We start from the raw sequence: 23302 nt of genomic DNA, 5'->3' as shown, positions 1-23302 counted from the left end.
CTTCCTTTTTTAAAATAAGATTTATTTCAAGTCTGGCTGATATATTTTAACACTTCCATCGCCTTCGCTGCTTACTACTAGCAAACTTCTTTTAGTAGGGCTTTTTGAAGCAGGAATAAACAGAATTCCTTCTGGCGCGTCACCAGTTTTTACCGTTTGTAGATATTGTGGAGAAGTTGGGTTTGTAGCATCATAAACCATAAAAGCATCAGATCTTTCTAAACCAACAAATATGATGTTTTGATTTCCCATTTTAGCTACCACAACAGCTTCTGGTTCAGAACCCTTATCGTCGCTTCTTTTATCGTCGTATGTTCCAATTTCGTTTGTTTTTTTGTCAACGTCATTTTTGCTGTCAAAAACGATTTTTCCTGTGTTTCCATTCCAAATAGAGAAAGATCGAGCTCCAAAACTTACCATTTCGTCTAAGTCTCCATCTCCATCAGTATCTCCCATGTCAGCAACAAGGTTTAGTCTTCCTACATTAGCATCTAATTTTAGAGTAGCGGCATCTGGAAAAACTGTAGCGTCTAAAGTCATGCTTTTCATGCGCTTCACATCTGTATAAGCAGTATATTCTCTTGCATCACCTTCGTTAGCAGTAACAAAATAAGGAGTATTGTTTACCGTAAAATGGCTAATGGCATCTGGCATATAAAGTCCTTTTACTTTCCAAGGATTAAAAGCAATTTTGCTGTCGCTGTCGCTTACGTCAATTGCATTATCTGCAGTATTGTAATCTTTTAAACCTAAAGGATAAATAGCGGTAATAGTTTTTGAGGTTAAATCAACTTTTGCAACACCATTGTTTTCTTGTAAAGTTACCCAAGCCGTTTTAGAATCGTCAGAAATTGTAATGTATTCCGGTTCGATATCTTGAGCAAAACTAGTTTTAGCAAATTTTGAAATTCTGAATCCGTCTTTTGCTAAAGCTGCAGCTTGGCTAGCAAATGAACTGAAATCTAAAGTTGTAACATTGTAAGTGCTAGTTTCAATAATAGAAATTGTTCCGTTTGGATCTTGTGAATAATCGGTATTTGGTTCTCCTTCATTTGCTGTCATAATGTATTTTCCGTCAGGAGAAAAAGTAATCATATCTGGCAAGGCTCCAACAGTAACTTGTTTGATCAAACTATAATCTGAAGTGTTGAAAATAACAACTTTCCCGTTTCCTTGTTTGTTTGCAGTCGATTCTAAAGCAACAGCAAGTTTTCCATCAAAAACAGAAACGCTATTTGAAGCTCCTTCGTAAGCTGTCAAATCAATTTTACCGATTTTTACTGGTTTTGTAGGATCAGAAATATCGATAACATCAATTTGGTTTGTTCCACTATTGTTTACTGTAAAAAGTCTTTTGGTTTTTTCGCAATAAGCCGAAATTTCAGCAGCAGCTTCACCACCAATTGTGATAGAACCAATTTCTTTAAAAGTTCCAGGGTTTTCATTTACAACAACTTCGTTGCTAGCGTTTTCATCGTTATTACAGCTCGTCATAATTACAAGAGCCACTAATAATGAGACAGTTAATTTTTTCATTTTAATTAGTTTTTAGTTGGGCAAATGTAATTCGTGGATTTCTGTCAAATATTAAGCCTTCATTATTTAATCTTTAACTTAATTTTATAAGATATTTTCCTTATAAAATTGATTTAACGGAGGAATGTTTAAAACTTCTTTTTATATATTTTGAGAAGAAGCTATTAAAAGTATTGCTGATGAAAAGCCATGCAAGAGAAAATATATTCCTATAATGATAAAAATAAGTGGGAGGTAAGATTTTCTCCATTTAGTATTGCTTAGGATCTCATAACTATTTTCTTTTTTGAGGTAAAGGATATCAATCAAATCGTTAATTTTCTGTGGATTTGTATTTGCATCTGGCATTTGCTGTGTTATCGAATTGCCGTTAAGGTCTGTAAATACTATTATTGGGTAATAAAATTTAAGTTTTTGACGGCCACGCATTCTTGTTTTGCGAAAGTGACTCCATCTTTCTATTATGTGAAAATCTATTATTTTAGCTTTGGTACGAATGCCATTCGTTTCCATGTTACGAATGTGTTTTTTCATACTGATTCCTCCGTAAATACAACCAATTCCCATTGCCATATATAGAATAGTTTCACTTACTCTAAAACTGCAAGATAGAAACAATATGGACAATGCTAGGAATATAAGAAGAGCTGCGTTTTGCTTGAAATTTTTATTTGTTCTGTTGAACGGTTTGCTTTTAAAGAAATTCACAAAAGCATTTAGTATAATTTTGAAAAAATCAGTTATTCTCATGAATGGTTATTGAAGCTTGGTTTGAATCTGAAACAAATATAGATTTTTTTAGAAACGATATTATTCAAAATGAAGGTTGAGTCAAAGATTTAGAATCAATCAATTCGAGTTTTCAAAATCCTTATGAATGATTATCTTTGTAAACTTTTAAAAATAGAATCAATTTATGTCAACAAATAATAGAAGATTTCCAGCAGAGTGGGAAAAACAACAAGGAATTGTTTTATGTTTTCCGCATAATGGCAACGATTGGCCGGGAAAATATGAAGCTGTTCAATGGGCTTTTGTAGAATTTATTAAAAAAGTAGCCACTTTTGAAACTGTTTTTTTGGTTGTAGCCGATGAAAAGCTAAAGGAGAAAGTTGCAGATATGATTGAAAGAGCTCGCGTAAACATTAAAAATGTTTCTTTTATTATTCATAAAACCAACAGAAGCTGGATGCGTGACTCAGGACCGATTATTGTAAAAAACGGATCGAAAAGAGAAGCTTTGAACTTTAATTTCAACGGTTGGGCAAAATATAAAAACTATCAATTGGACAAATTCGTTCCGGGAAAAATTGCCGATTTTATTGATGTTCCTTTGACGCAAGTTATGTACAAAGGAAAACCAGTAATTGTTGAGGGTGGAGCAATTGATGTAAACGGAAAAGGAACTTTGTTGACTTCTGAAGAATGTTTGATGCATCCAACAATTCAGGTGAGAAATGCTGGTTTTACAAAAGAAGATTACGAAGCTGTTTTTAAAGAATATCTTGGTGTTACCAATGTAATTTGGCTTGGAGATGGAATAGAAGGTGACGATACACACGGGCATATCGATGATTTATGCCGATTTGTAAATGAAGATACGATTGTAACAATTGTAGAAACAGATAAAAACGATTCAAATTACAAACCTTTACAGGATAATTTGAAACGTTTGCAAAACGCAAAATTAGAAAACGGAAAATCTCCTGTAATTGTAGCATTGCCAATGCCAAAACGTGTTGATTTTGAAGATCTACGTTTGCCAGCAAGTTACGCGAACTTCTTGATTTTGAACAATTGCGTTTTAGTGCCAACATTCAACGATAGCAATGATAGAGTAGCTTTAAATATTTTAGCAGAATGTTTCCCGGATCGCGAAGTGATCGGGATTAGCTGTATTGATTTTATCTGGGGATTTGGAACATTGCACTGTTTAAGCCAGCAGATTCCAGCGTAATTTGAGAAAAAATAAAACCATATAAGTAAAATATAAGAAAATTTAAGTTTGAATTAAATGAACTTATATTACTTATATGGTTTAAAAAAATGTATCCCTGCAACTTTGCCATATTAAAACAAAACATAAAAAAACCTTGGCCATACATAACCAAGGTTTTTTATTTTCTATATCTCTTCAGAGATTCTATCTTCTCTTCATTGTCTGATAAACGGAGGTAAAAGCTGGCTTGAAACCTCTCCAAAACCAATTCTTACTTCTGCATTTTCACAGAAACCGCGAATAATAACAGTATCGTTGTCTTCGATGAATTTGCGTTCAGTTCCGTCTTTCATTTTTAACGGATTTTTTCCGCCCCAAGTCAATTCCAACATAGAGCCAAAACTATCAGGAGTTGGACCAGAAATTGTTCCAGAACCCATCATGTCGCCAGAATTAACACGACATCCATTTGAAGTATGGTGTGCCAATTGTTGACTCATTGACCAATATAAATATTTGAAGTTCGATTTTGAAACAATCGTTTCTTCCTGTTCTTCTGGTTTTATTGAAACTTCCAAGTGAATGTCAAAAGCTTTTTTTCCTTTAGTTTGTAAATAAGGAAGTGGAGTCGGATCTTGTTTAGGTCCTTTTGTTCTAAAAGGTTCCAAAGCATCCATAGTTACAATCCAAGGCGAAATTGAAGTCGCAAAGTTTTTTGCTAAAAATGGCCCAAGTGGCACATATTCCCATTTTTGAATATCGCGCGCGCTCCAGTCATTTAGCAAAACCATTCCGAAAATATAATCCTCAGCTTCGTAAGTTGGGATATTTTCGCCCATTACATTTACATCGGTAGTAATAAAAGCAGTTTCAAGCTCAAAATCGACTAAACGTGAAGCGCCAAAAACAGGAGTGTCATGTCCAGCTGGCAAAGTTTGTCCCATTGGTCTGTGAACTGGAATTCCAGATGGCACAATTGTAGAGCTTCTACCGTGATAACCTACTGGAATATGAAGCCAATTTGGCAATAAAGCGTTTTCTGGATCACGGAACATTTTTCCAACGTTTGTTGCATGTTCTCTGCTTGAATAAAAGTCAGTGTAATCACCAATTAAAACTGGCAATTGCATCTCTACATCTTCGATTTTAAATATAACAATATCGCGATGTTTTGTTGAATCTCTAAGTTGTGGATTGGTTGCATCAAAAATATCAGCAATACGATTTCGGACCAAACGCCATGTTTTTTTTCCGTCAGAAATAAAATCATTCAGCGTGTCCTGCATAAACATATCATCAGTCAAATCTATTCCCTCAAAATAGTTTAACTGTTGTAAAGCCCCTAAATCTATAGCATAATCACCAATTCGTGTTCCTACAGTAACGACATTTTCTTTAGTAAGAAATACACCGAAAGGAATATTTTGAATAGGGAAGTCGCTATTTTCTGGCACTTCTAACCATGATTTTCTTTTGGTATCGTTGGCGGTTATTGGCATGTTAGATGTTAATTATTTGTTGAAAAATTACATGTCAAATATATCATAATCTAACTGTATGACAAACGTTTTTTTGTATTTTTGCATCAAATTAACGAAAAACGAAAAAATGCAACGCGACGAACAAATTTTTGATCTTATCCAAGAGGAAAAAGAAAGACAAATTCACGGATTAGAGCTTATTGCTTCTGAAAACTTCGTAAGTGATGAAGTAATGGCAGCAGCAGGGTCTGTTTTAACGAATAAATATGCTGAAGGGTATCCTGGCAAAAGATATTACGGAGGCTGCGAAGTAGTTGACGTTATTGAGCAAATTGCAATTGACAGAGCTAAAGAATTATTTGGTGCTGAATATGCAAACGTACAACCACACTCAGGTTCTCAGGCAAATACAGCTGTTTATCACGCTTGTTTGAATCCTGGTGATACTATTTTAGGTTTCGATTTATCTCACGGTGGTCACTTGACTCACGGTTCTCCAGTAAACTTCTCAGGACGTTTATATCGTCCAGTATTCTACGGTGTAGATGCTGAAACTGGTCGTTTAGATTATGATAAAATTCAAGAAATTGCTACTAAAGAACAGCCAAAACTAATTATCGCTGGAGCTTCTGCTTATTCTCGTGATATGGATTTTGCTCGTTTCAGACAAATTGCTGACAGTGTAGGAGCAATCTTATTTGCTGATATTTCTCACCCAGCAGGTCTTATTGCAAAAGGATTATTAAGCGATCCAATTCCACATTGCCACATTGTTTCTACAACAACTCATAAAACATTAAGAGGACCACGTGGAGGTCTTATTTTAATGGGGAAAGATTTCCCAAATCCACAAGGATTAACAACTCCAAAAGGAGAAATCAGAATGATGTCTTCATTATTGGATTTAGCTGTTTTCCCTGGAAACCAAGGTGGGCCTTTAATGCACATTATCGCTGCTAAAGCGGTTGCTTTCGGTGAAGCGCTTAAAGATGAGTTCTTTACTTACGCAATGCAATTACAAAAAAATGCAAATGCAATGGCTGATGCTTTCGTAAAAAGAGGTTACAATATCATCTCTGGCGGAACTGATAACCACATGATGCTTATTGACTTAAGAAATAAAAATATTTCTGGTAAAGAAGCTGAAAATGCATTAGTAAAAGCTGAAATTACAGTAAACAAAAACATGGTTCCTTTTGACGATAAATCTCCATTTATCACTTCTGGAATTCGTGTTGGAACAGCTGCAATCACAACTCGTGGTTTAGTTGAAAAAGATATGGAAACTATCGTAGCTTTAATCGATAAAGTTCTTACAGATCATACAAACGAAGATCTTATCGAAGAAGTTGCTGAAGAAGTAAACGAATTAATGAGCGAAAGACCAATTTTTGCATATTAATTAAGATAAAGCCTTAAAGTTTTTAAAATCGAAAGTCAAAAGTCTTATTTTTGACTTTCGATTTTTGCTTTTATAACTCATAACTTTTAATTCATAACTCATAATTTAGAATGGGCGTATTAAGATTACAATTGCCAACCGACCCAAGATGGGTAAATATTGTTGAGAAAAATATCGAAGAAATCTTAACAGATCATGCTTGGTGCGAGCAGAAAGCAGCAACAAACGCGATTACAATTATCACTAATAATTCTGAACATCAAGATTTAGTTGTGGACTTATTGGCTCTTGCCAAAGAAGAAATTGATCATTTTGAGCAAGTTCACAATATCATTATCAAGAGAGGATTAAAATTAGGACGTGAGCGTAAAGACGATTATGTAAACGAACTATACCAATACATGAAGAAAAGCGGAGATGGAAGTCGTGTTTCAGGGCTTGTTGAAAGACTTTTATTTTCTGCAATGATCGAAGCAAGAAGCTGTGAGCGTTTCAAAGTTTTATCTGAAAACATTCAAGACGAAGAATTAGCTGTTTTCTACAGAGAATTAATGGAAAGCGAAGCTGGACATTATACCACTTTCATTACTTACGCGCGTAAATACGGAATAGGTATTGACGTTGAAAAACGCTGGAGAGAATGGTTGGCATTCGAAGAATCAATCATTACAAATTACGGAAAAGGAGAGACGATTCACGGGTAAGTTTTTTGTTTGTTTTGTTTCAGGTTTAAAGTTTCAAGTTTCAAGTTTGTCAGACTGAGCGAAGTAGAAGCTGGCACAAAGTTTGGCAAATTTCAAAAAATCCGTTTTTAATTTGCGCTTTCGCGAAAGCGAATCAGGAACTCAATTGTTCAAAAGTTCAAGTTTTTGTTAATCTAATAATCTGAAATCTAAAATCAGAAATTCTTACATTTGAGAGTAACCAAAATCTCGAATCATGAGAATAGAAATGGATTTAAAATTGGGGTTTAAAGATGTAATGTTTAGACCTAAAAGATCAACGCTTAAAAGCAGATCTGAAGTTTCTCTAGAGCAAAATTTCAAGTTTTTACACAGTACTTCAAATTGGACAGGAATTCCAATTATGGCGGCTAATATGGATACTGTTGGAACTTTTGAAATCGCAAAAGTTTTGGCAAAAGAGAGGCTTTTTACCGCTGTTCATAAACATTACACTTTAGAAGAATGGAATTCATTTCTAAAAAATGCAGCTCCCGATATTTACGATTATATTGCGGTAAGCACGGGGATAGGAAAAGAAGATTTTGAGAAAATTGAAAAAATAATCACTGCAAATCCGTTACTGAAATTCATTTGTATTGACGTAGCAAACGGCTATTCAGAACATTTTGTTCAGTTTTTAAAGAAAACACGCAAACAATATCCAGATAAAATCATTATTGCAGGAAACGTAGTTACAGGCGAAATGACTGAGGAACTATTGTTGGCAGGAGCCGATATAGTAAAAGTCGGAATTGGACCAGGTTCTGTTTGTACGACTCGTGTAAAAACTGGAGTTGGTTATCCGCAACTTTCTGCTATTATTGAATGTGCAGATGCTGCACACGGTTTGGGCGGACACATTATAAGCGATGGTGGTTGCACAACTCCCGGAGATGTTGCAAAAGCTTTTGGTGCCGCGGCTGATTTTGTAATGCTTGGCGGAATGCTAGCAGGACATACCGAAAGTGGCGGAGAACTAATCGAAGTAAAAGGAGAAAAATTCAAACAATTTTACGGAATGAGCTCTAAAACCGCCATGGACAAACATTCCGGAGGTGTTGCAGAATACAGAGCAAGCGAAGGAAAAACAGTTCAAGTTCCGTTTAAAGGAGATGTAATTCACACTGTTTTGGATATTTTAGGTGGCATACGAAGCACTTGTACTTATGTTGGGGCTTCAAGATTAAAAGAATTAACCAAACGAACGACTTTCATCCGCGTAAGCGAGCAAGAAAATCAAGTTTTTAAAAAATAATATGATTCAAATTACTGAAGCATCTATTGATGATATTGCTAAAATTCAAGAGATTGCACACATTACTTGGCCAATTACATATGGCGAAATTTTAACGGCAGAACAATTAGATTATATGTTAGATCTTATTTATTCTGATGCAGCACTTTCAAAACAAATTCAGAATAAAGAGCAGTTGTTTTATTTAATTTCAGATACTGATTCCGTAATTGGTTTTATCGGAATTGAACACAATTATAAAAACGAAGCAGTGACGAAAATTCATAAAATTTATCTTTTACCAGAAACACAAGGAAAAGGTTACGGTAAAATTGTTTTTGAAGAAATCGGAAAAATGGCTTTAGAAAATAACTCAGAAGAACTTTTATTAAATGTAAACCGCTTTAATACGGCTTTGAATTTCTATAAAAAACTTGGTTTTGAAATTAAAGAAACTGTTGATATAGAAATTGGGAATGGGTATTTGATGGAGGATTATGTGATGGGGAAACAATTATAGTAAAGGTTTAAAAATAAAACAAATGAATTTTATTAAAAGCCTGCTAGGCATAACAAAAAATTACGAATTCGAATTTAACGAGACCGGAAAACATCAACTTGGAGGTGAAATACCAGCAGAATTTGTAATCCCAGATAATGAATTTAAGTCTAACTTTCAATATTTGGGTTTTATAGATAATAATGACGAGCTTTTTAATTGGTTGCCATTTAAATTGAACTTAATATGTCCAATATATTTAGATTTTGACCAAATATTTCTTGATTATGAAAAGCCCAACGAACCCCAATTAATCTTTCCTAAAAATACATCTGAAATTGGAAGTGCATATAAAAGTTTAGATATAAATTCAAAAGTAATTTACGAAGCTCAGAAGTTTTCTTTGAGAGAATTTGATGGTGTTACAGAAGATAATGAATTTGATATTAAGGGAATTGCAGGACGACCTCATTGGGATCAAAAACAAAATATCCCAATTTGTCCTAAGACAAATAATAAAATGAAATTTGTTTGCCAATTAACGAGTTGGAATGATGTGCCAACAAAATATACCAATGTTGTGGAAGAAAGCGAGTACGAACAAAAGTTGTTTTCTAAAATGAATTTTTGGATTGATGGCAATTTGTATGTTTTTATAGAGCCTAAAGCAAAAACAGTTTGTTATTTTATACAAAACACTTAAGGATTTAAACTAGGTTTATTAGCTCACAATCACATCATGCTTAAACAACAAACCTTTTACTTCATTCAAAGAAAAAACAGCTTTCTTCAATTTAGTTTTTGATGGATCAATGGTGTAGTTAAAACTCGTTTTAAAATCGGCTTTATTGGCAATGGCTTTGTCAAATTCTGAGCGGTATAAATCGCAATTGTAAAAAACGACATTAGTCAAATCTGCAGCCATAAAATCGACGGCAATCAAACTGCAATTGGTGAAAAATGTTCCTTTTAATTTTAGAGTATAAAATTTGGAGAAATCCAAAATGCAGTCATTGAATTCGATTTCAAATATAAGCTTGTCGCACATCGCAAAATTAACGTCTTTAATTTCACATCGATTGAATCTGGCTGTTCTAAAAGCCACATAATTGATTTTGGCTTCGTTAAAAATGCAATCATTAAAAACACAATCGATAAAAGTAACAGCAAGAAAAACGCAAGCAGAAAAATTACAATTATTAAAAATACAGCCTTCGAAATCCTTGAAATTTAAGTCTTCTTTGGTGTAAATAATGTTATTGTATTCTTTGTCAAGAAAATATTCGCTTTCTTTTTTCAACTCTTTTCCGATAATTATTTGAGGCTGAAAAGGTAATAATTTGCTGTAGAATTTTCCATGAAATTCATAAATCATTTTGAAATTATTAACGACTTTCGAATAAATTTAATGTAGCTTTACACTTATTATTAAGCCAAAATTTATCAATTTCACAATATGGAATCAACAAGAAAAGAACATGATTTTCTGGGGGAATTAGAAATTCCAAATCATTTATACTACGGAATCCAAACTTTTAGAGCGGTAGAAAACTTCAATATTACCGGTATTTCAATTTCGAAAGAACCATTGTTCATCAAAGCTTTAGGCTATGTGAAAAAAGCTGCCGCTTTGGCAAATAAAGATTGTAATGCAATCGATCCTAAAATTGCCGAAGCAATCTGTTACGGAAGCGATCAAGTTATTGCAGGTAAATTTGATAAGGAATTTGTTAGCGATTTGATTCAAGGTGGCGCGGGAACTTCCGTGAACATGAATGCCAATGAAGTTATCGCGAATATCGGGTTGGAATATTTAGGTCATAAAAAAGGCGAATACCAATTTCTTCATCCCAATAATCATGTAAACTGTTCACAATCTACAAATGATGCTTATCCATCTGCATTTAGAATTGCTTTGTATTTGAAAATGGAAAGCTTTATTAAAACTTTTGCAGGTCTTGAAGTTGCTTTCGCTAAAAAAGGTGAGGAATTCAAAGAGGTCTTGAAAATGGGAAGAACGCAGTTGCAAGACGCTGTTCCGATGACTTTAGGGCAAGAATTTAAAGCTTATGCCACAACAATCGGCGAGGATATTCAGCGTTTGAAAAATGCTCAGGAATTATTATTGGAAATCAATATGGGCGCAACGGCCATTGGAACAAAAGTAAATGCGCCAGAAGGTTATCCTGAAATTTGCGTAAAATATTTGGCTGATGAGGTTGGAATTCCATTGACGCTTTCTCCAGATTTAATTGAAGCAACTGTAGATACAGGAGCTTATGTGCAGATTATGGGAACTTTAAAACGTTCTGCGGTTAAGATTTCCAAAATCTGTAACGATTTGAGGTTGTTGAGTTCTGGACCAAGAACAGGTTTGAATGAAATTAATCTTCCGGCACGCCAACCAGGATCTTCAATTATGCCAGGAAAAGTAAATCCGGTAATTCCGGAAGTTGTAAACCAAACTTGTTTTTACGTAATCGGGCAGGATTTGACAGTAACAATGGCAGCAGAAGCTGGACAATTACAGTTGAATGTAATGGAGCCAGTTATTGCTTTTGCGATGTTTACGTCGTTAGATTATCTTTCAAATGCCATTCAAACTTTAATTGATAAATGTATCAACGGAATTACTGCAAATGTAGATCACTGTTATAATATGGTAATGAACAGCATTGGAATTGTAACACAATTAAATCCAATAATTGGTTATGAAGAAAGTGCTAGTATTGCTGGAGAAGCTTTAAAAACAAATAAGAGTGTGCATCAGATTGCAGTTTTGGAGCGAAAGCTTATCACGCAGGAAAAATGGGATGAAATCTATTCTTTAGAAAATTTGATCCATCCAAAATTTATCACAAAATAGTATTTGGTATAAATAATGTTATAAGAAGCCGTCATTTTATTGACGGCTTTTTTTTATTTTATATTTATTGATTTAGTAATGTAAAATCTTGAAAATAAGCTATATATTTACATATGAATTGATTATTGTTTCCAAAAATTAAAACTTTAGTATGGTAAAATTTTTAAAAAATAATTACTTTCAGAATAAATATGGAATCATAGGATTGCTCTTTTTTATTCAATTTAGTTTAAAAGCGCAGACCGAAATTGACTCTTCTAAGATTTGTCCTCCGAAAACAATTTTAGAAATCTTTAAAAAAAAGGATTCTGCTTACGTGGTAAAGCCCGTAAAAAACAGTTTTTTTCTAATTATTCCAGCAATTGGTTCTCAACCTGCAACAGGTTTCTTTTATGGTGCTGTTGCTCAATATACTTTTAAGGGAAAAGAAAAAACAGATAAATATTCTATTGCGAATGTTGGAATAACATATACCACAAAAAAGCAATGGCTTATTAATGTCAAGAATAATATTTTGCTGAAAAACAATAAGATATTTTTGAGTGGCGACTATCGTTTGTATATATTTTCACAACCCAATTATGGTTTAGGAACAAATATTATTCCGCCTAGGCGAGATGAAATTCCTGGTTTCAGCATAGATTCGATTGCGCAACCAATGGATTATAATTATTTTAAGTTTCATCAGTCGGTTTCTTTTCAGGTGCATCCCAATTTTTATGTTGGAGGTGGAATCAATATCGATTGGTATTCTAGTATTGTAGACAAAGATCTTGATGTTGCTAATGGGAAGTTTACCTATCATTATGATTATAACCAAAAATACGGTTTTGATGACAAAGAATATTTTTTGAACGGAATGAGTCTTAACTTGGTTTACGATTCTAGAGACAATCAAGTAAATGCCTCACATGGATGGTTTGCCAATATAAACTATCGTTTTAATCCAGTTTTGTTTGATAATCAAGAAGTAAGCAATGTCTTGTATGCTGAATACCGAAATTTTATTCCGGTTTCGAAAAAAGATAAAAGATATATTTTAGCACTTTGGACCTACGGGCAATTTGTCACCAAAGGAAAAGTTCCTTATTTGAATTTGCCTGCAATTGGCTGGGATCAGCGAAGCCGAAGCGGTGAAGGATATACCCAAGGATTATTTAGAGGAACAAATTTGGTTTATGCAGCAACCGAATTTAGATTCCCAATTACGTGCAATCAAATGTTGAGCGGAACCGTTTTTACAAACTTTGTGACTACAAGTAATCCAGATACAGACACCAAACTTTTTCAATATATTCAGCCAGCATTTGGTTTTGGTCTGCGCGTTTTAATTGATAAAGCTACAAGAACCAATTTGATTATGGATTATGCTTGGGGGAACAGTTCTAAAGGTTTTTACCTAAATGCAGGCGAAACTTTCTAACCATTTTTATTCTTGCCTAATATCGACAGAGGCTTTTGTTCATAATTAAATCATAATTTTTAATTATTGTGATTTATATTTCTAAAGTCAATCCTTATTTTTGTTGTATACAGAAATTTAGATGAAGTTACTCATAGTCGAAGACGAACCAAATCTTTTGTCGATTTTGCGAAAAGGATTTGCCGAAAACAATAACGAAGTAAGTGTGGCTCTCGATGGCAAAACAGCTCTCGAAATGATTCACAATTACCATTTCGATGTTGTTGTTTTAGATGTCATGCTGCCAGATATTAATGGAATCGAAATTTGCAGAAGATTGCGCGCAGCCAAAAACTTTGTACCCATATTGCTTTTGACTGCCTTGGGAACTTCTGAAAATATTGTGACAGGCTTAAACGCAGGTGCCGATGATTATTTGGTGAAGCCTTTTAAATTTGGCGAGCTCGATGCGAGAGTTAATGCTTTGAATCGAAGAGCAAATCAAGATATTGAAAAAATTGACACGATAACAATTGGCGATTTAGAAATAAATGGAAAAGCCAAATCTGTAAAAAGAAACGGTGAGGCGATTGTTTTGACAGCAAAAGAATTTAAACTGCTCTATTATTTGGCAAGAAACACAGGCCGAATTGTTTCCCGAGATCAGATTTTAGATAATGTCTGGGACATTAATTTTGATATGAACACTAATGTGGTGGATGTTTACATCAATTATTTAAGAAAAAAAATAGATAAACCTTATAAAACCAAACTCATTCATACCATGAAAGGTTTAGGTTACGTAATACAGCCCTAGATGGATATCAGAAAACGAATTACTTTTACATACGTAGCACTTTCTACCTTTAGTACATTGCTATTGTGTATCGTAGTATTTGTCCTTTTTAGGGAAAATAATCGCTATCATTTCTTGAAGAGATTAGAGGACAGGGCGAAAATTGTTGCTTCAATACATTTTCAAAATGATCCTGAAAAAATAAAGTATTACAGCAATCTTAAGAAAAATGGTCTTGAAGAACTTATTGAAGAGGAAGAATATGTGTTGAAAATAAACAGTGCGAACAGTTTTGATTACAATACAAAACTGAATTTGCCCAACTCATTTTATTCAACTGTATTAAGTACTGGAAAAGATTATTTTGAAATCAACAGCAAATATTATTTAGGCCAAGTTTTTACAGAAAACAACCAAAAATACATTGTTATTGTTGGTGCGCGCGACAGACGCGGTAAAACGACTACAATATACATTATCAAAATATTAGTTTTTGGCGGTATCGGATTTATATTGCTGGCTTTCTTTTTAGGCCGATTTTTAGCAAAACGTGTTATTAATCCGGTAGCGAGAATTACAAAAGAGGTAAATAGAATTAGTGCTTCGAATCTTCATAATAGATTGCCCGAAGTCAAAAACTCTGATGAAATTTCAGATCTTACCGCTACATTTAACGATATGCTCGATAGGCTTGAAACGTCGTTTGAAATTCAAGCCAACTTTATCAATAATGCTTCGCACGAATTAAAAACGCCAATTACGACTATTATTGCCGAGTCTGAAATTATGCTTTTGAAAGAAAGACAGGTTTCAGAATATATTCAGTCTTTAGAAAACATTTACAGCCAAGCATCAAGATTAGGAAATTTGACCGAAAGTTTGCTGAAATTAACCCAAACAGGTTACGATGGCAAAAAACAAGTTTTGGATATTGCCAGAATTGATGAATTACTATTGGAAGTAAAATCTGATTTGGATAAAATTTTTCCAGATAACAGAGTGAGTATTAAACTTAATTTTGCACCAAAGGATTCTAATTTGCTTTTAATTCCTTGCAACAAACCACTTTTAGAATTGGCAATAAACAATATTATTACCAACGGAGTTAAATATTCTGATAATAATGAAGTGTTTGTAACACTTTCTGCAAACAAAGAAATGATTAAAATTGCCATAAATGATATCGGAATTGGAATCCCGCCAGAAGATATCCCGCATTTATATGAACCTTTCTTTAGAGGAAAAATTGCTACCAAATATATTGGTTACGGTTTAGGATTGCCTTTGGCTTCAAAAATCATTCGCATGCATGATGGCGAAATTCAGGTGCAGTCAGAACAGAATAAAGGAACGATTGTGACCATCATTTTCAACAAATCAAAAATCAAGAAAAACAACATTAAAAATTCTAATGTTGAATCTTAGAAAAATCTAATTTTAGATTAATACCCATCTAATTTTCAAGGAGTTATTTTGTATGTATAAACTAAACGATTATACTTATGAAAAATATCCTTATACCCACTACTTTAAAAGACGATACAATTTGTGCAGTTAAATCGGCAGTTAATCAAACTAAGGATTCGGCTTGTGAAATCATTTTATTGATGGTTGCTGAAACGCCTGATTCATTTTCTTCTTCATTTTATTTGCGCGAAATGAAAACCGGACTTTCAATTAGCCAGGAAGAAGTTTTAGAAACTTGCAGATATATTGTGGAGCATGCTCCAAACTGCAAAATCAAAGTTCACAATCAATACGGACTTTCTTCGCCAATTTTTAAACGCATTATTGATCATTTCGCAGTCAAATTGGTGATTTTAACCCATTCATACAAACAAGAAACAAAACGTATTCATCAATATTTAATTCAATTGGCAGGAAATCAAAAATGCCCGATTCTGCATCTTGGAAACGAACGTTTAAAAGAAGATTTTACAAAAGCACTTTATATTGAAAGTGGCAGCGCCAATGTACATGTGAAAGATGTGCAACAGTTTTTAAATGAGAATTTCTCTTATGAAATTGTAAGCCAGACTTCTAAAATTGATGATGATTACGAAAATCTAGCACCTTATTTATCGGAAGCAATATCAAAATATGAAATCGATTTGCTTGTCGAAACGAGAAAAAGTGAAAAAATCAAATTCAAAAAGAGCAAAAAAGAAAATATCAATGAAAAACTAGGACTTCCAGTTCTTTCATTGTACGAGGAAATGGTTTAATAAGTGATTAGTAAAAGGTGGATAGTAATTAGTAATTAATAATTGTTCTTGATATAGATTTTACTAATTTTTTTTACATGATTCGATTTTGCAAATGTAATTTATGCCATGGCTATTCACTAATTACTAATCACGTAAACCGTTGTAATATTAATTTAATTTAAAACCGAAAATATGTTATTAAAGAAAAGAATACCAATGAAGTACGTTCTCGGAAAAATTAAAGTAGAAATTGTACTAGTTCTTGCTTATACCATTTTGTTTGAGGTATTTCATTATTATTTCATCAATTTGCCGGTCGATATTCCGATTGCAATTCCAACAATGATTGGAACTATTATATCATTATTATTAGCCTTTAAATCTAATCAGGCCTACGACAGATGGTGGGAAGCCCGAATTGTTTGGGGCGCGATTGTAAACGACTCGAGAAGTTTGATTCGCCAAGTTTTGACCTTTTATAAAGATCCCGATTTTTCTGTCGAAGCAAGCGAATTCAAAGAAAATTTTGCAAAAAGACAAATTGCGTGGTGTTATAGTTTAGGTCATGCACTTCGAAATAAAGATGCGATAAAACCCATCGAAGGCTTGATGAGCGATGAAGAAATAAAATACATTAAAAATCATCAAAATGTTCCAAATGCGATTTTGATGCTTCACGCAAGAGATCTAAGAAACGCAAAAAACGATAAGCGATTCAATGCTTATCAACAAGTTGAAATTGATAATACATTATCGCGATTATGCGATCATATGGGGAAATGTGAGCGAATTAAAAACACAATTTTTCCAACAACATACAGCATGTACATTAGATTGACATTGTGTTTATTTATTTTATTGTTGCCTTTTGGTTTGACAAGTGTGTTGAGTTGGTTCGCAATTCCGTTGATTACCGCAATTGGAGCAGCTTTCTTTTTGATTGAAAGAATGGCGATTCATTTACAGGATCCGTTTGAAAACAGACCAACAGATACTCCAGTAACAGCAATTGCAAACACAATTGAAAAAAATATCAAACAAATGCTGAACGAATATCAAAGTGAATTTGATATCCTGAAAGAATTTGATTTAAAAGAAGAACCTAAAAAGGCAGAGCAAAATGCCTACTACGTTTTATAAAAAATAATTGACTTGGTTTCTCAATTTGTTCCAGGCAGCGTTTTAATTAGTGGCGCTGTCTGGTTTTTTTGTTTTAAAGTGAATATTTTTTGAGTAAATTCCCTAAAATTTGAATCGATTGGCGCAATTCATTTGTCCAAGGAAGACCAAAACTCAAACGCATACAGTTGGAAAATTGATTCTGAAATGAAAAAATCCTGCCCGGTGCAATACTGATGTTGTGTTTCATGGCCAAATGATAAAAAGCAGCAGTATCAATTTTTTTATCCAATTCTACCCAAAGGAAAAATCCGCCTTGAGGTTGACTCACTTTTGTTCCGGCCGGAAAAGATTCTAAAACGGTATTGATGTAATTGTTACAATTTCGATTTAAGATTTGACGAATCTTTCTAAGATGATTTTCATAACGTCCGTTTTTCAAGAAATCGCCCACAACTTCGTGCGTAATAGTAGGAGAGGAGATGGTGTGATATAGTTTTGTGCGCAGCATTTCTTTTTTGAATTTTCCCGGTGAAACCCAGCCAACGCGGTATCCCGGTGCCAATGTTTTGGAAACCGAACTACAGCAAAGCACAATACCACTTTCGTCATAAGTTTTGCAATTGGTTGGTCGGCTTGCGCCAAAGTACAAATCGCCATGAATATCATCTTCAATCAACGGAACATTATAAAAATCCATTAATCGGACAATTTCTTTTTTATGCTCGCTTGGCATCATACTTCCAGAGGGATTGCTGAAATTGCTCATCAAAACACAAGCTTTTACTTTATTGCTTTTGAGTGTTTTTTTTACGGCTTCAAGTTCAATTCCTGTTGTCATGTTGGTCGGAAGTTCCATAACATATAAACCTAAAGATCTTGCCAATTGCAGAATGCCGAAATAAACAGGACTTTCAGTGATAATTGTATCTCCCGGTTTTGTCAAAGTCAACAAACAATCCGAAATAGCAGAAATACAGCCTGGAGTGGTAATAATATCATCTTCAGTTAATGAACCACCCCATGTAAAAGACCAGCGCGCAATTTCTTTTCGCAGATTGCTATTTCCTTGAATTTCCTCATAACTGGTGCCGCTGTTTGGCAATTGGCGCATAGCCTGAACCATTCCTTTATTCAGTTTGGCAATTGGCAATAATTCATTTGAAGGAAAACCGAGCGAAAGCATCGTAACATCTTTTACTCTCATATCGCCGTAAACCAAGTCAAGTAAATCTTCACGGTCTATATTTTCAACTTTTAAAATTGGTTTGCTGGCAGAAGGTTCTGCAATATTTCTGGCCGAAATATTACTCACATAATAACCCGATTGAGGACGCGATTCAATCAACGATCTGCTTTCTACTTCATAATATGCTTTGCTTACCGTACTCATGCTGTAGCCAGTTTCTGCACAAACTTCCCTGATTGAAGGCAATTTGTCTCCAACATTCAAAAGACCAGATTTTATTTGTTTTTCAATAACATCTGCAAACTGTAAATACAAGTAATTCGAACTTTTCATAAAATAAACTGTTATGCTGCAATTTACAAAAACTGTATCTGTATTGCTGTATTATTTTTTAGAAATTTGTCTCAGAAAAAAAGAAGAAATAGAAATCGTGAAAACAACAAAATATTATACAGCTGCGATTACCGCTTATACTATCTGGGGATTTTTCAGTTTGGTCTTGAGGCCAATTCATGATTATCAGTCCTTAGATATTTTATTTTTTAGAGTTTTCAGCTGCAGTATTTTGATGCTGTTGATTGCTTTTCTTTTCAAAAGAAGCAAAATAAAAGAAACCGTGGGGAGTTTCGCTGCGCTTTCTTCTTCAGAAAAGAAGAAAGCAGTTTTGCTTAATATTAGCGGAAGCTTCTTTTTAATGGCCAATTGGTTCACATATATCTATGTTATGAATCACGTGAGCGTTAAGGCGACTTCTTTAGCCTATTTGGTTTGCCCGATTTTGACCACTTTATTGGCTTATTTTCTGCTTAAGGAAAAGCTTAACAAAACACAATGGCTTGCTGTTGGATTAAGTATTTTAGGCTGTCTTTTGCTATCATATGCCGATATTATGGATATGTTTTTCAGCATCATCATCGGATTAACGTATGCTTCTTATTTGGTAAGTCAGAGAATTAACAAAGGTTTTGATAAATTCATTGTACTGACATTTCATATTACATTGGCGGCATTGGTTTTATTGCCTTTTTACCCAGCTTACAGCGGTCCAGTTCCAACAGAATTTAAATTTTATTTCTGTATTGAAACGATTGCCATAGCGTTTACCATAATTCCGTTGTTTCTGAATTTATATGCGCTTTCAGGGCTTCCGTCTTCAACTGTTGGAATGTTGTTGAATATTAATCCAATGATTGCTTTTATGTTAGCGGCTTTTGTTTTCAAAGAGAAAATAAGCACTTTGCAGATTGTAGCTTATAGCATCATTTTTATGGCGGTGTTAGTTTTTAATTCACATCATATTTTTGCATTAAAACAAAAATATATCCTGTCGTCTAAAGATTCTCAATAGTTGGTTTTGCATTTTTTATTGGTTTAGAAAGTAAAATTACGAGAATCTTAACAGGGTTTTAAAACAGGAATGAAAAATAATCATTCCTGTTTTTTTGTTTTTTATGATGAAAAAAGGCCATTGTGATAGTACCGGGAATAAATAAAAATTAAAATAAACTGAATACGACTTTTGTTAACGCATTTCAGTTTCGTCTAATTTTATAAAATCAGTCACGAACTTCACGACGTTTCCATTTTTATCATATCCAACGTATCTTGTGTAAAGGCCATCACCATAACCGGAGCCAAACATAATCATATTGCTTTTGGAGTTTTTAGGGGTGTAATTTATCCAATCTTCTCCTCTTGAACTTTTCGGAATGTTTTTGTTTTTTGCGAATTGAAATGCGAGTACATCATTATAAAAATTGGCATTTTTATCATTTTTGTAAAAATTAGTCATTTCTTCTTGGTATTTTTTGAATGTTTCAAAATCAGAAAAGCTGCTAAGGCCTGTTTCTACGGGATACCATCCATTCATTTTTTTTTCAAAATCATCAGACAAGAACTTTTCTGAAATTAAAGAGATTTCCCAGTAAACAGGAATTTCATCTTTAATATTCAATTCTGCATAGGCAATACGTCCTATATAATCGTCCTCTAATCCAATGTATAAATAAACTGGATATTCTCCTTTTTCTATAATCCAATTTTGAGGGTATGCCAATTCTTTAAACAAAGGATCTACGCATACAATTTGACCAGATGTAATACTAAGTTTTCCAGCAAAAAAGCGATCATAATATTTATTGTTTTTTAAATCATTAAAATCATTGTAGTTAAAAGTGCTTTTTTCGTCGCAAATAATTTGTGTAACAGTTTTGTTTTTAATGTCTTGTTTGGATTGAGGCTTGAATTCTGTTTGTTTAAATTTATCATTACATGAAAAAAGTGTCCAGAAAGAAGCCATAATTAGTGTTATTTTGAATTTGTTCATAAAGATTAAATCAAGAATTTCTTGAATAAACAAATATAGTATTTAACTTGTTAAATAATGAATTTTTTAATAGTTTTTAATAGTGGTGGCAAACCTGAAATATTGTTTTTTATATTTTTATTAACGTCTGATAAATTATTTTAATCACTATTTTTTTTAATTTAACAAACATAAATTTTGCATCAAATATGAAAAATACCAAACTTCAAGCCTTTCTTCCTTTGTTTTATTTAGTGTGGTCTGATGATCTTTTGACTCAGAAAGAATTTTCGACACTAAAAGAGTTTATAAATTCCCTGAATGTTTTATCAGAAGAAGAAAAAGCGTTTTTGCTCTCAAAAGTTGATGTTTCAAATCCGCCTTCTCGAAATGAACTCACACAATGGAAATTGGATATTGAAAAAAGTATTCAGGATAAATCGTCTATAAAGTCCATTTTTGATATTGCAAAAGCACTTTCTGGCAGTGATTTGGATTTAACTCCGATAGAATCAGACTTTATAAAACTGGAAAATGATCTTGGAATTTTGGGCGAAGAAGCGCTTCAGAATTTCAAAACGAAAGCCGATTCGTTTACAGCAAATTCCCAAACAACAAGCAATTTCGATATTCAAAAAATAACGGAATTACTGGATGGAAAAGAAGCTCCAATCATAAAAAGAGTAAAATCAGTTATTTCGAGACCTGAATTTGCTTATGAAACTTCAACAGATATAAATGTTTTTCGTCAAACGGTTTACAATTGGTGTAAAATTTTAGCCGAAGAAAACTTTGGAAATATGGCCTATCCAAAAGAATATGGAGGAGGAGGAAACGTAGAGGATTATTTTGCAATCATGGAAACGCTGAGTTATCACGATTTGAGTTTGGTAATCAAATTTGGCGTGCAATTCGGGCTTTGGGGAATGAGTGTGCAATCACTTGGAACCGAAAAACATTATGCTAAATATTTAAAAGATATTGGTTCTCTGAAACTTCCTGGCTGTTTTGCCATGACCGAAACCCATCACGGTTCAAACGTAAAAGGTTTGGAAACTACAGCAACTTATAATCATAACGATCAGACTTTTACGATTCATACACCAAATAAAAATGCTCAAAAAGAGTATATTGGAAACGCTGCAGTTCACGGACAAATGGCAACTGTTTTTGCAAAATTATTTATTGACGATCACGATTATGGCGTAAATGCTTTTGTGGTGCCATTGCGCGATCCAAATGGAAATGTCTTAAAAGGCGTAACAATTGGTGATTGTGGACATAAAATGGGATTAAATGGCGTTGACAACGGAACTATTAGTTTTGATAATGTGGTAATTCCAAAGGATAATATGCTGGATCGTTTTGCTTCTGTAAATGAAAAAGGAGAATTCGAAAGCCCGATTCCGAGTGATAATCGTAGATTTTTTACCATGTTGGGAACTTTGGTAGGAGGAAGAATCGGAATACCGCGTTCAGCTTTGGCAGCAACCAAATCAGGATTAACAATTGCCATTCGCTACAGCGATCAGAGAAGGCAATTCGGACCAGAAGGCGGGTCAGAAGTTCCAATTTTAAATTACAGAATGCATCAACGTAGATTATTGCCACCTTTAGCCAAAACATACGCAGTTCATTTTGCACTTCAATATTTAACGAATCGATTTTTGAATAGAACTGAAGCTGAAATGCAGGAAATCGAAGCTTTGGCTGCAGGATTAAAATCGTATTCTACTTGGAGTACAAGAGATATTTTGCAAGAATGCCGCGAAGCTTGTGGCGGAAAAGGATATTTATCTGAAAACCGAATCGATGCTTTGAAAAACGACACAGAAATTTACACCACTTTTGAAGGTGATAATACAGTTTTGATGCAGTTGGTTGCTAAAAATCGTTTGTCTGAATTCAGAAAATCGTTTGGAGAAATGGGTTCGCTCGGAATCATCAATTATGTTTATGAAAATGCCAAAACGGCTCTTGCCGAGAAAAACCCAATCGCAACCCGAAGAACTGAAGACGAACATTTATTGGACGCAGAATTCCATCATCAAGCTTTTGTTCACAGAGAAAAAACAATTTTAGCTTCGGCCGCGCGACGTATCAAAAAACTGGTCGATAGCGGTTTAGAAGCTTATGACGCATTTAATGTGGTTCAACATCAAATGATCGATGTGGCGCAGGCTTATTTGGAACGCATCGTTTTAGAACAATTCCAAGAAGCTTTAAAAACAATTAAAGACGAAAAGTCAAAAGAGATTTTGACCAAATTATATCAATTATTTGCGCTTTCGCAGATCGAAAAAAACAAAGGCTGGTATCTAGAAGACGGTTATATGGAAGCCGTAAAAACAAAAGCCATAAGAAAAATGGTCAATCAGTTATGTTGGGATATTCGCCCAGATGCAGTTGCGCTCGTAAATGCTTTCGATATTCCAGAAAGCTGTTTATCGGCACCAATTGCTAGATATTAAGGTTTTTTAGCCACAAATTATACGAATTTCCACGAATTGTACTTTAAAAAGAAATTAGTGCCAATTCACGTAATTAGTGGCAAGAAAAAACTTAGTCCCTTAGCAACTCAGAACCTCAGAACCTTTTTTCA

The 23302-nt window shown here is 33.8% G+C and carries 20 protein-coding genes; 14 read left to right on the top strand and 6 right to left on the bottom strand.

All coding sequences use genetic code 11. The features are described from left to right. Positions 1–21: 21 nt before the first annotated feature. Positions 22–1536 carry a choice-of-anchor I family protein gene (locus AAYQ19_RS01605; protein WP_343533155.1) on the bottom strand — a complete coding sequence of 505 codons (1515 nt, stop codon included), beginning with the start codon at positions 1534–1536 and terminating at the stop codon, positions 22–24. A gap of 141 nt (positions 1537–1677) precedes the next feature. Further along, complete coding sequence (locus AAYQ19_RS01600; RefSeq protein WP_343533153.1) at positions 1678–2286, bottom strand: hypothetical protein; 609 nt, start codon at positions 2284–2286, stop codon at positions 1678–1680. Positions 2287–2452: 166 nt separating this feature from the next. On the opposite strand from AAYQ19_RS01600, the gene AAYQ19_RS01595 reads away from it, so the two are divergent. After that, a complete protein-coding gene (locus AAYQ19_RS01595; protein ID WP_343533151.1) occupies positions 2453–3493 on the top strand; it encodes an agmatine deiminase family protein in 1041 nt (346 codons plus the stop codon). 197 nt (positions 3494–3690) lie between these two features. Here the strand turns inward: AAYQ19_RS01595 and fahA are convergent, their stop codons facing one another. Continuing rightward, a complete protein-coding gene (gene fahA / locus AAYQ19_RS01590) occupies positions 3691–4974 on the bottom strand; it encodes a fumarylacetoacetase (protein ID WP_343533149.1) in 1284 nt (427 codons plus the stop codon). Between the two features lie 109 nt (positions 4975–5083). On the opposite strand from fahA, the gene glyA reads away from it, so the two are divergent. The 5 genes from glyA to AAYQ19_RS01565 all read left to right on the top strand — a co-directional run bounded on the left by glyA (position 5084) and on the right by AAYQ19_RS01565 (position 9519). After that, positions 5084–6358: a serine hydroxymethyltransferase gene (gene glyA / locus AAYQ19_RS01585; RefSeq protein WP_132991450.1), complete on the top strand. Its 1275-nt coding sequence runs from the start codon at positions 5084–5086 to the stop codon at positions 6356–6358. A 110-nt stretch (positions 6359–6468) separates the two neighbouring features. Continuing rightward, on the top strand, positions 6469–7062 hold the full coding sequence (locus tag AAYQ19_RS01580; RefSeq protein ID WP_343533147.1) for a MiaE family protein: 594 nt from the start codon (positions 6469–6471) through the stop codon (positions 7060–7062). Between the two features lie 235 nt (positions 7063–7297). After that, positions 7298–8338, top strand: coding sequence for a GMP reductase (locus AAYQ19_RS01575; protein ID WP_343533145.1), 1041 nt, complete (start codon positions 7298–7300; stop codon positions 8336–8338). 1 nt (position 8339) lies between these two features. Further along, complete coding sequence (locus tag AAYQ19_RS01570) at positions 8340–8837, top strand: GNAT family N-acetyltransferase (RefSeq protein ID WP_343533143.1); 498 nt, start codon at positions 8340–8342, stop codon at positions 8835–8837. A gap of 22 nt (positions 8838–8859) precedes the next feature. Further along, positions 8860–9519 carry a hypothetical protein gene (locus AAYQ19_RS01565; RefSeq protein WP_343533141.1) on the top strand — a complete coding sequence of 220 codons (660 nt, stop codon included), beginning with the start codon at positions 8860–8862 and terminating at the stop codon, positions 9517–9519. 18 nt (positions 9520–9537) lie between these two features. On the opposite strand, the gene AAYQ19_RS01560 is transcribed toward AAYQ19_RS01565, so the two are convergent. Further along, positions 9538–10116, bottom strand: coding sequence for a pentapeptide repeat-containing protein (locus AAYQ19_RS01560; RefSeq protein WP_343534384.1), 579 nt, complete (start codon positions 10114–10116; stop codon positions 9538–9540). A 156-nt stretch (positions 10117–10272) separates the two neighbouring features. On the opposite strand from AAYQ19_RS01560, the gene aspA reads away from it, so the two are divergent. From aspA to AAYQ19_RS01530, 6 genes are all read left to right on the top strand, one after another. Then, positions 10273–11682, top strand: a complete 1410-nt coding sequence (aspA, locus tag AAYQ19_RS01555; protein ID WP_343533139.1) for an aspartate ammonia-lyase — start codon at positions 10273–10275, stop codon at positions 11680–11682. A gap of 151 nt (positions 11683–11833) precedes the next feature. Continuing rightward, a complete protein-coding gene (locus AAYQ19_RS01550) occupies positions 11834–13105 on the top strand; it encodes a BamA/TamA family outer membrane protein (RefSeq protein ID WP_343533137.1) in 1272 nt (423 codons plus the stop codon). A gap of 121 nt (positions 13106–13226) precedes the next feature. Beyond that, complete coding sequence (locus tag AAYQ19_RS01545; RefSeq protein ID WP_343533135.1) at positions 13227–13901, top strand: response regulator transcription factor; 675 nt, start codon at positions 13227–13229, stop codon at positions 13899–13901. Continuing rightward, on the top strand, positions 13902–15305 hold the full coding sequence (locus tag AAYQ19_RS01540; protein ID WP_343533133.1) for an ATP-binding protein: 1404 nt from the start codon (positions 13902–13904) through the stop codon (positions 15303–15305). A gap of 77 nt (positions 15306–15382) precedes the next feature. Further along, entirely contained in the window at positions 15383–16105 is a 723-nt protein-coding gene (locus tag AAYQ19_RS01535; protein ID WP_343533131.1) for an adenine nucleotide alpha hydrolase family protein, read from the top strand. 174 nt (positions 16106–16279) lie between these two features. Then, positions 16280–17227: a bestrophin family protein gene (locus AAYQ19_RS01530; protein WP_343533129.1), complete on the top strand. Its 948-nt coding sequence runs from the start codon at positions 16280–16282 to the stop codon at positions 17225–17227. A gap of 73 nt (positions 17228–17300) precedes the next feature. Here AAYQ19_RS01530 and AAYQ19_RS01525 read toward each other — a convergent pair whose 3' ends face one another. Beyond that, positions 17301–18728: an aminotransferase-like domain-containing protein gene (locus tag AAYQ19_RS01525; RefSeq protein ID WP_343533126.1), complete on the bottom strand. Its 1428-nt coding sequence runs from the start codon at positions 18726–18728 to the stop codon at positions 17301–17303. Positions 18729–18825: 97 nt separating this feature from the next. On the opposite strand from AAYQ19_RS01525, the gene AAYQ19_RS01520 reads away from it, so the two are divergent. After that, complete coding sequence (locus AAYQ19_RS01520) at positions 18826–19743, top strand: EamA family transporter (protein WP_343534382.1); 918 nt, start codon at positions 18826–18828, stop codon at positions 19741–19743. 174 nt (positions 19744–19917) lie between these two features. On the opposite strand, the gene AAYQ19_RS01515 is transcribed toward AAYQ19_RS01520, so the two are convergent. Further along, positions 19918–20721, bottom strand: a complete 804-nt coding sequence (locus AAYQ19_RS01515) for a DUF4241 domain-containing protein (RefSeq protein WP_343533124.1) — start codon at positions 20719–20721, stop codon at positions 19918–19920. Positions 20722–20909: 188 nt separating this feature from the next. On the opposite strand from AAYQ19_RS01515, the gene AAYQ19_RS01510 reads away from it, so the two are divergent. Beyond that, a complete protein-coding gene (locus AAYQ19_RS01510) occupies positions 20910–23171 on the top strand; it encodes an acyl-CoA dehydrogenase family protein (protein ID WP_343533122.1) in 2262 nt (753 codons plus the stop codon). Positions 23172–23302: the final 131 nt, after the last annotated feature.

It is taken from the genome of Flavobacterium mesophilum (genome assembly GCF_039581405.1).
Lineage (GTDB): Bacteria > Bacteroidota > Bacteroidia > Flavobacteriales > Flavobacteriaceae > Flavobacterium.
This window is presented reverse-complemented; position numbering and strand designations above follow the sequence as displayed.

What these genes read in the sequence shown, in the direction of transcription:
- AAYQ19_RS01605 (WP_343533155.1), bottom strand. Translation starts at nt 1,536, where the DNA reads ATGAAAAAATTAACTGTCTCATTATTAGTGGCTCTTGTAATTATGACG.
- AAYQ19_RS01600 (WP_343533153.1), bottom strand. Translation starts at nt 2,286, where the DNA reads ATGAGAATAACTGATTTTTTCAAAATTATACTAAATGCTTTTGTGAAT.
- AAYQ19_RS01595 (WP_343533151.1), top strand. Translation starts at nt 2,453, where the DNA reads ATGTCAACAAATAATAGAAGATTTCCAGCAGAGTGGGAAAAACAACAA.
- fahA (WP_343533149.1), bottom strand. Translation starts at nt 4,974, where the DNA reads ATGCCAATAACCGCCAACGATACCAAAAGAAAATCATGGTTAGAAGTG.
- glyA (WP_132991450.1), top strand. Translation starts at nt 5,084, where the DNA reads ATGCAACGCGACGAACAAATTTTTGATCTTATCCAAGAGGAAAAAGAA.
- AAYQ19_RS01580 (WP_343533147.1), top strand. Translation starts at nt 6,469, where the DNA reads ATGGGCGTATTAAGATTACAATTGCCAACCGACCCAAGATGGGTAAAT.
- AAYQ19_RS01575 (WP_343533145.1), top strand. Translation starts at nt 7,298, where the DNA reads ATGAGAATAGAAATGGATTTAAAATTGGGGTTTAAAGATGTAATGTTT.
- AAYQ19_RS01570 (WP_343533143.1), top strand. Translation starts at nt 8,340, where the DNA reads ATGATTCAAATTACTGAAGCATCTATTGATGATATTGCTAAAATTCAA.
- AAYQ19_RS01565 (WP_343533141.1), top strand. Translation starts at nt 8,860, where the DNA reads ATGAATTTTATTAAAAGCCTGCTAGGCATAACAAAAAATTACGAATTC.
- aspA (WP_343533139.1), top strand. Translation starts at nt 10,273, where the DNA reads ATGGAATCAACAAGAAAAGAACATGATTTTCTGGGGGAATTAGAAATT.
- AAYQ19_RS01550 (WP_343533137.1), top strand. Translation starts at nt 11,834, where the DNA reads ATGGTAAAATTTTTAAAAAATAATTACTTTCAGAATAAATATGGAATC.
- AAYQ19_RS01545 (WP_343533135.1), top strand. Translation starts at nt 13,227, where the DNA reads ATGAAGTTACTCATAGTCGAAGACGAACCAAATCTTTTGTCGATTTTG.
- AAYQ19_RS01540 (WP_343533133.1), top strand. Translation starts at nt 13,902, where the DNA reads ATGGATATCAGAAAACGAATTACTTTTACATACGTAGCACTTTCTACC.
- AAYQ19_RS01535 (WP_343533131.1), top strand. Translation starts at nt 15,383, where the DNA reads ATGAAAAATATCCTTATACCCACTACTTTAAAAGACGATACAATTTGT.
- AAYQ19_RS01530 (WP_343533129.1), top strand. Translation starts at nt 16,280, where the DNA reads ATGTTATTAAAGAAAAGAATACCAATGAAGTACGTTCTCGGAAAAATT.
- AAYQ19_RS01525 (WP_343533126.1), bottom strand. Translation starts at nt 18,728, where the DNA reads ATGAAAAGTTCGAATTACTTGTATTTACAGTTTGCAGATGTTATTGAA.
- AAYQ19_RS01515 (WP_343533124.1), bottom strand. Translation starts at nt 20,721, where the DNA reads ATGAACAAATTCAAAATAACACTAATTATGGCTTCTTTCTGGACACTT.
- AAYQ19_RS01510 (WP_343533122.1), top strand. Translation starts at nt 20,910, where the DNA reads ATGAAAAATACCAAACTTCAAGCCTTTCTTCCTTTGTTTTATTTAGTG.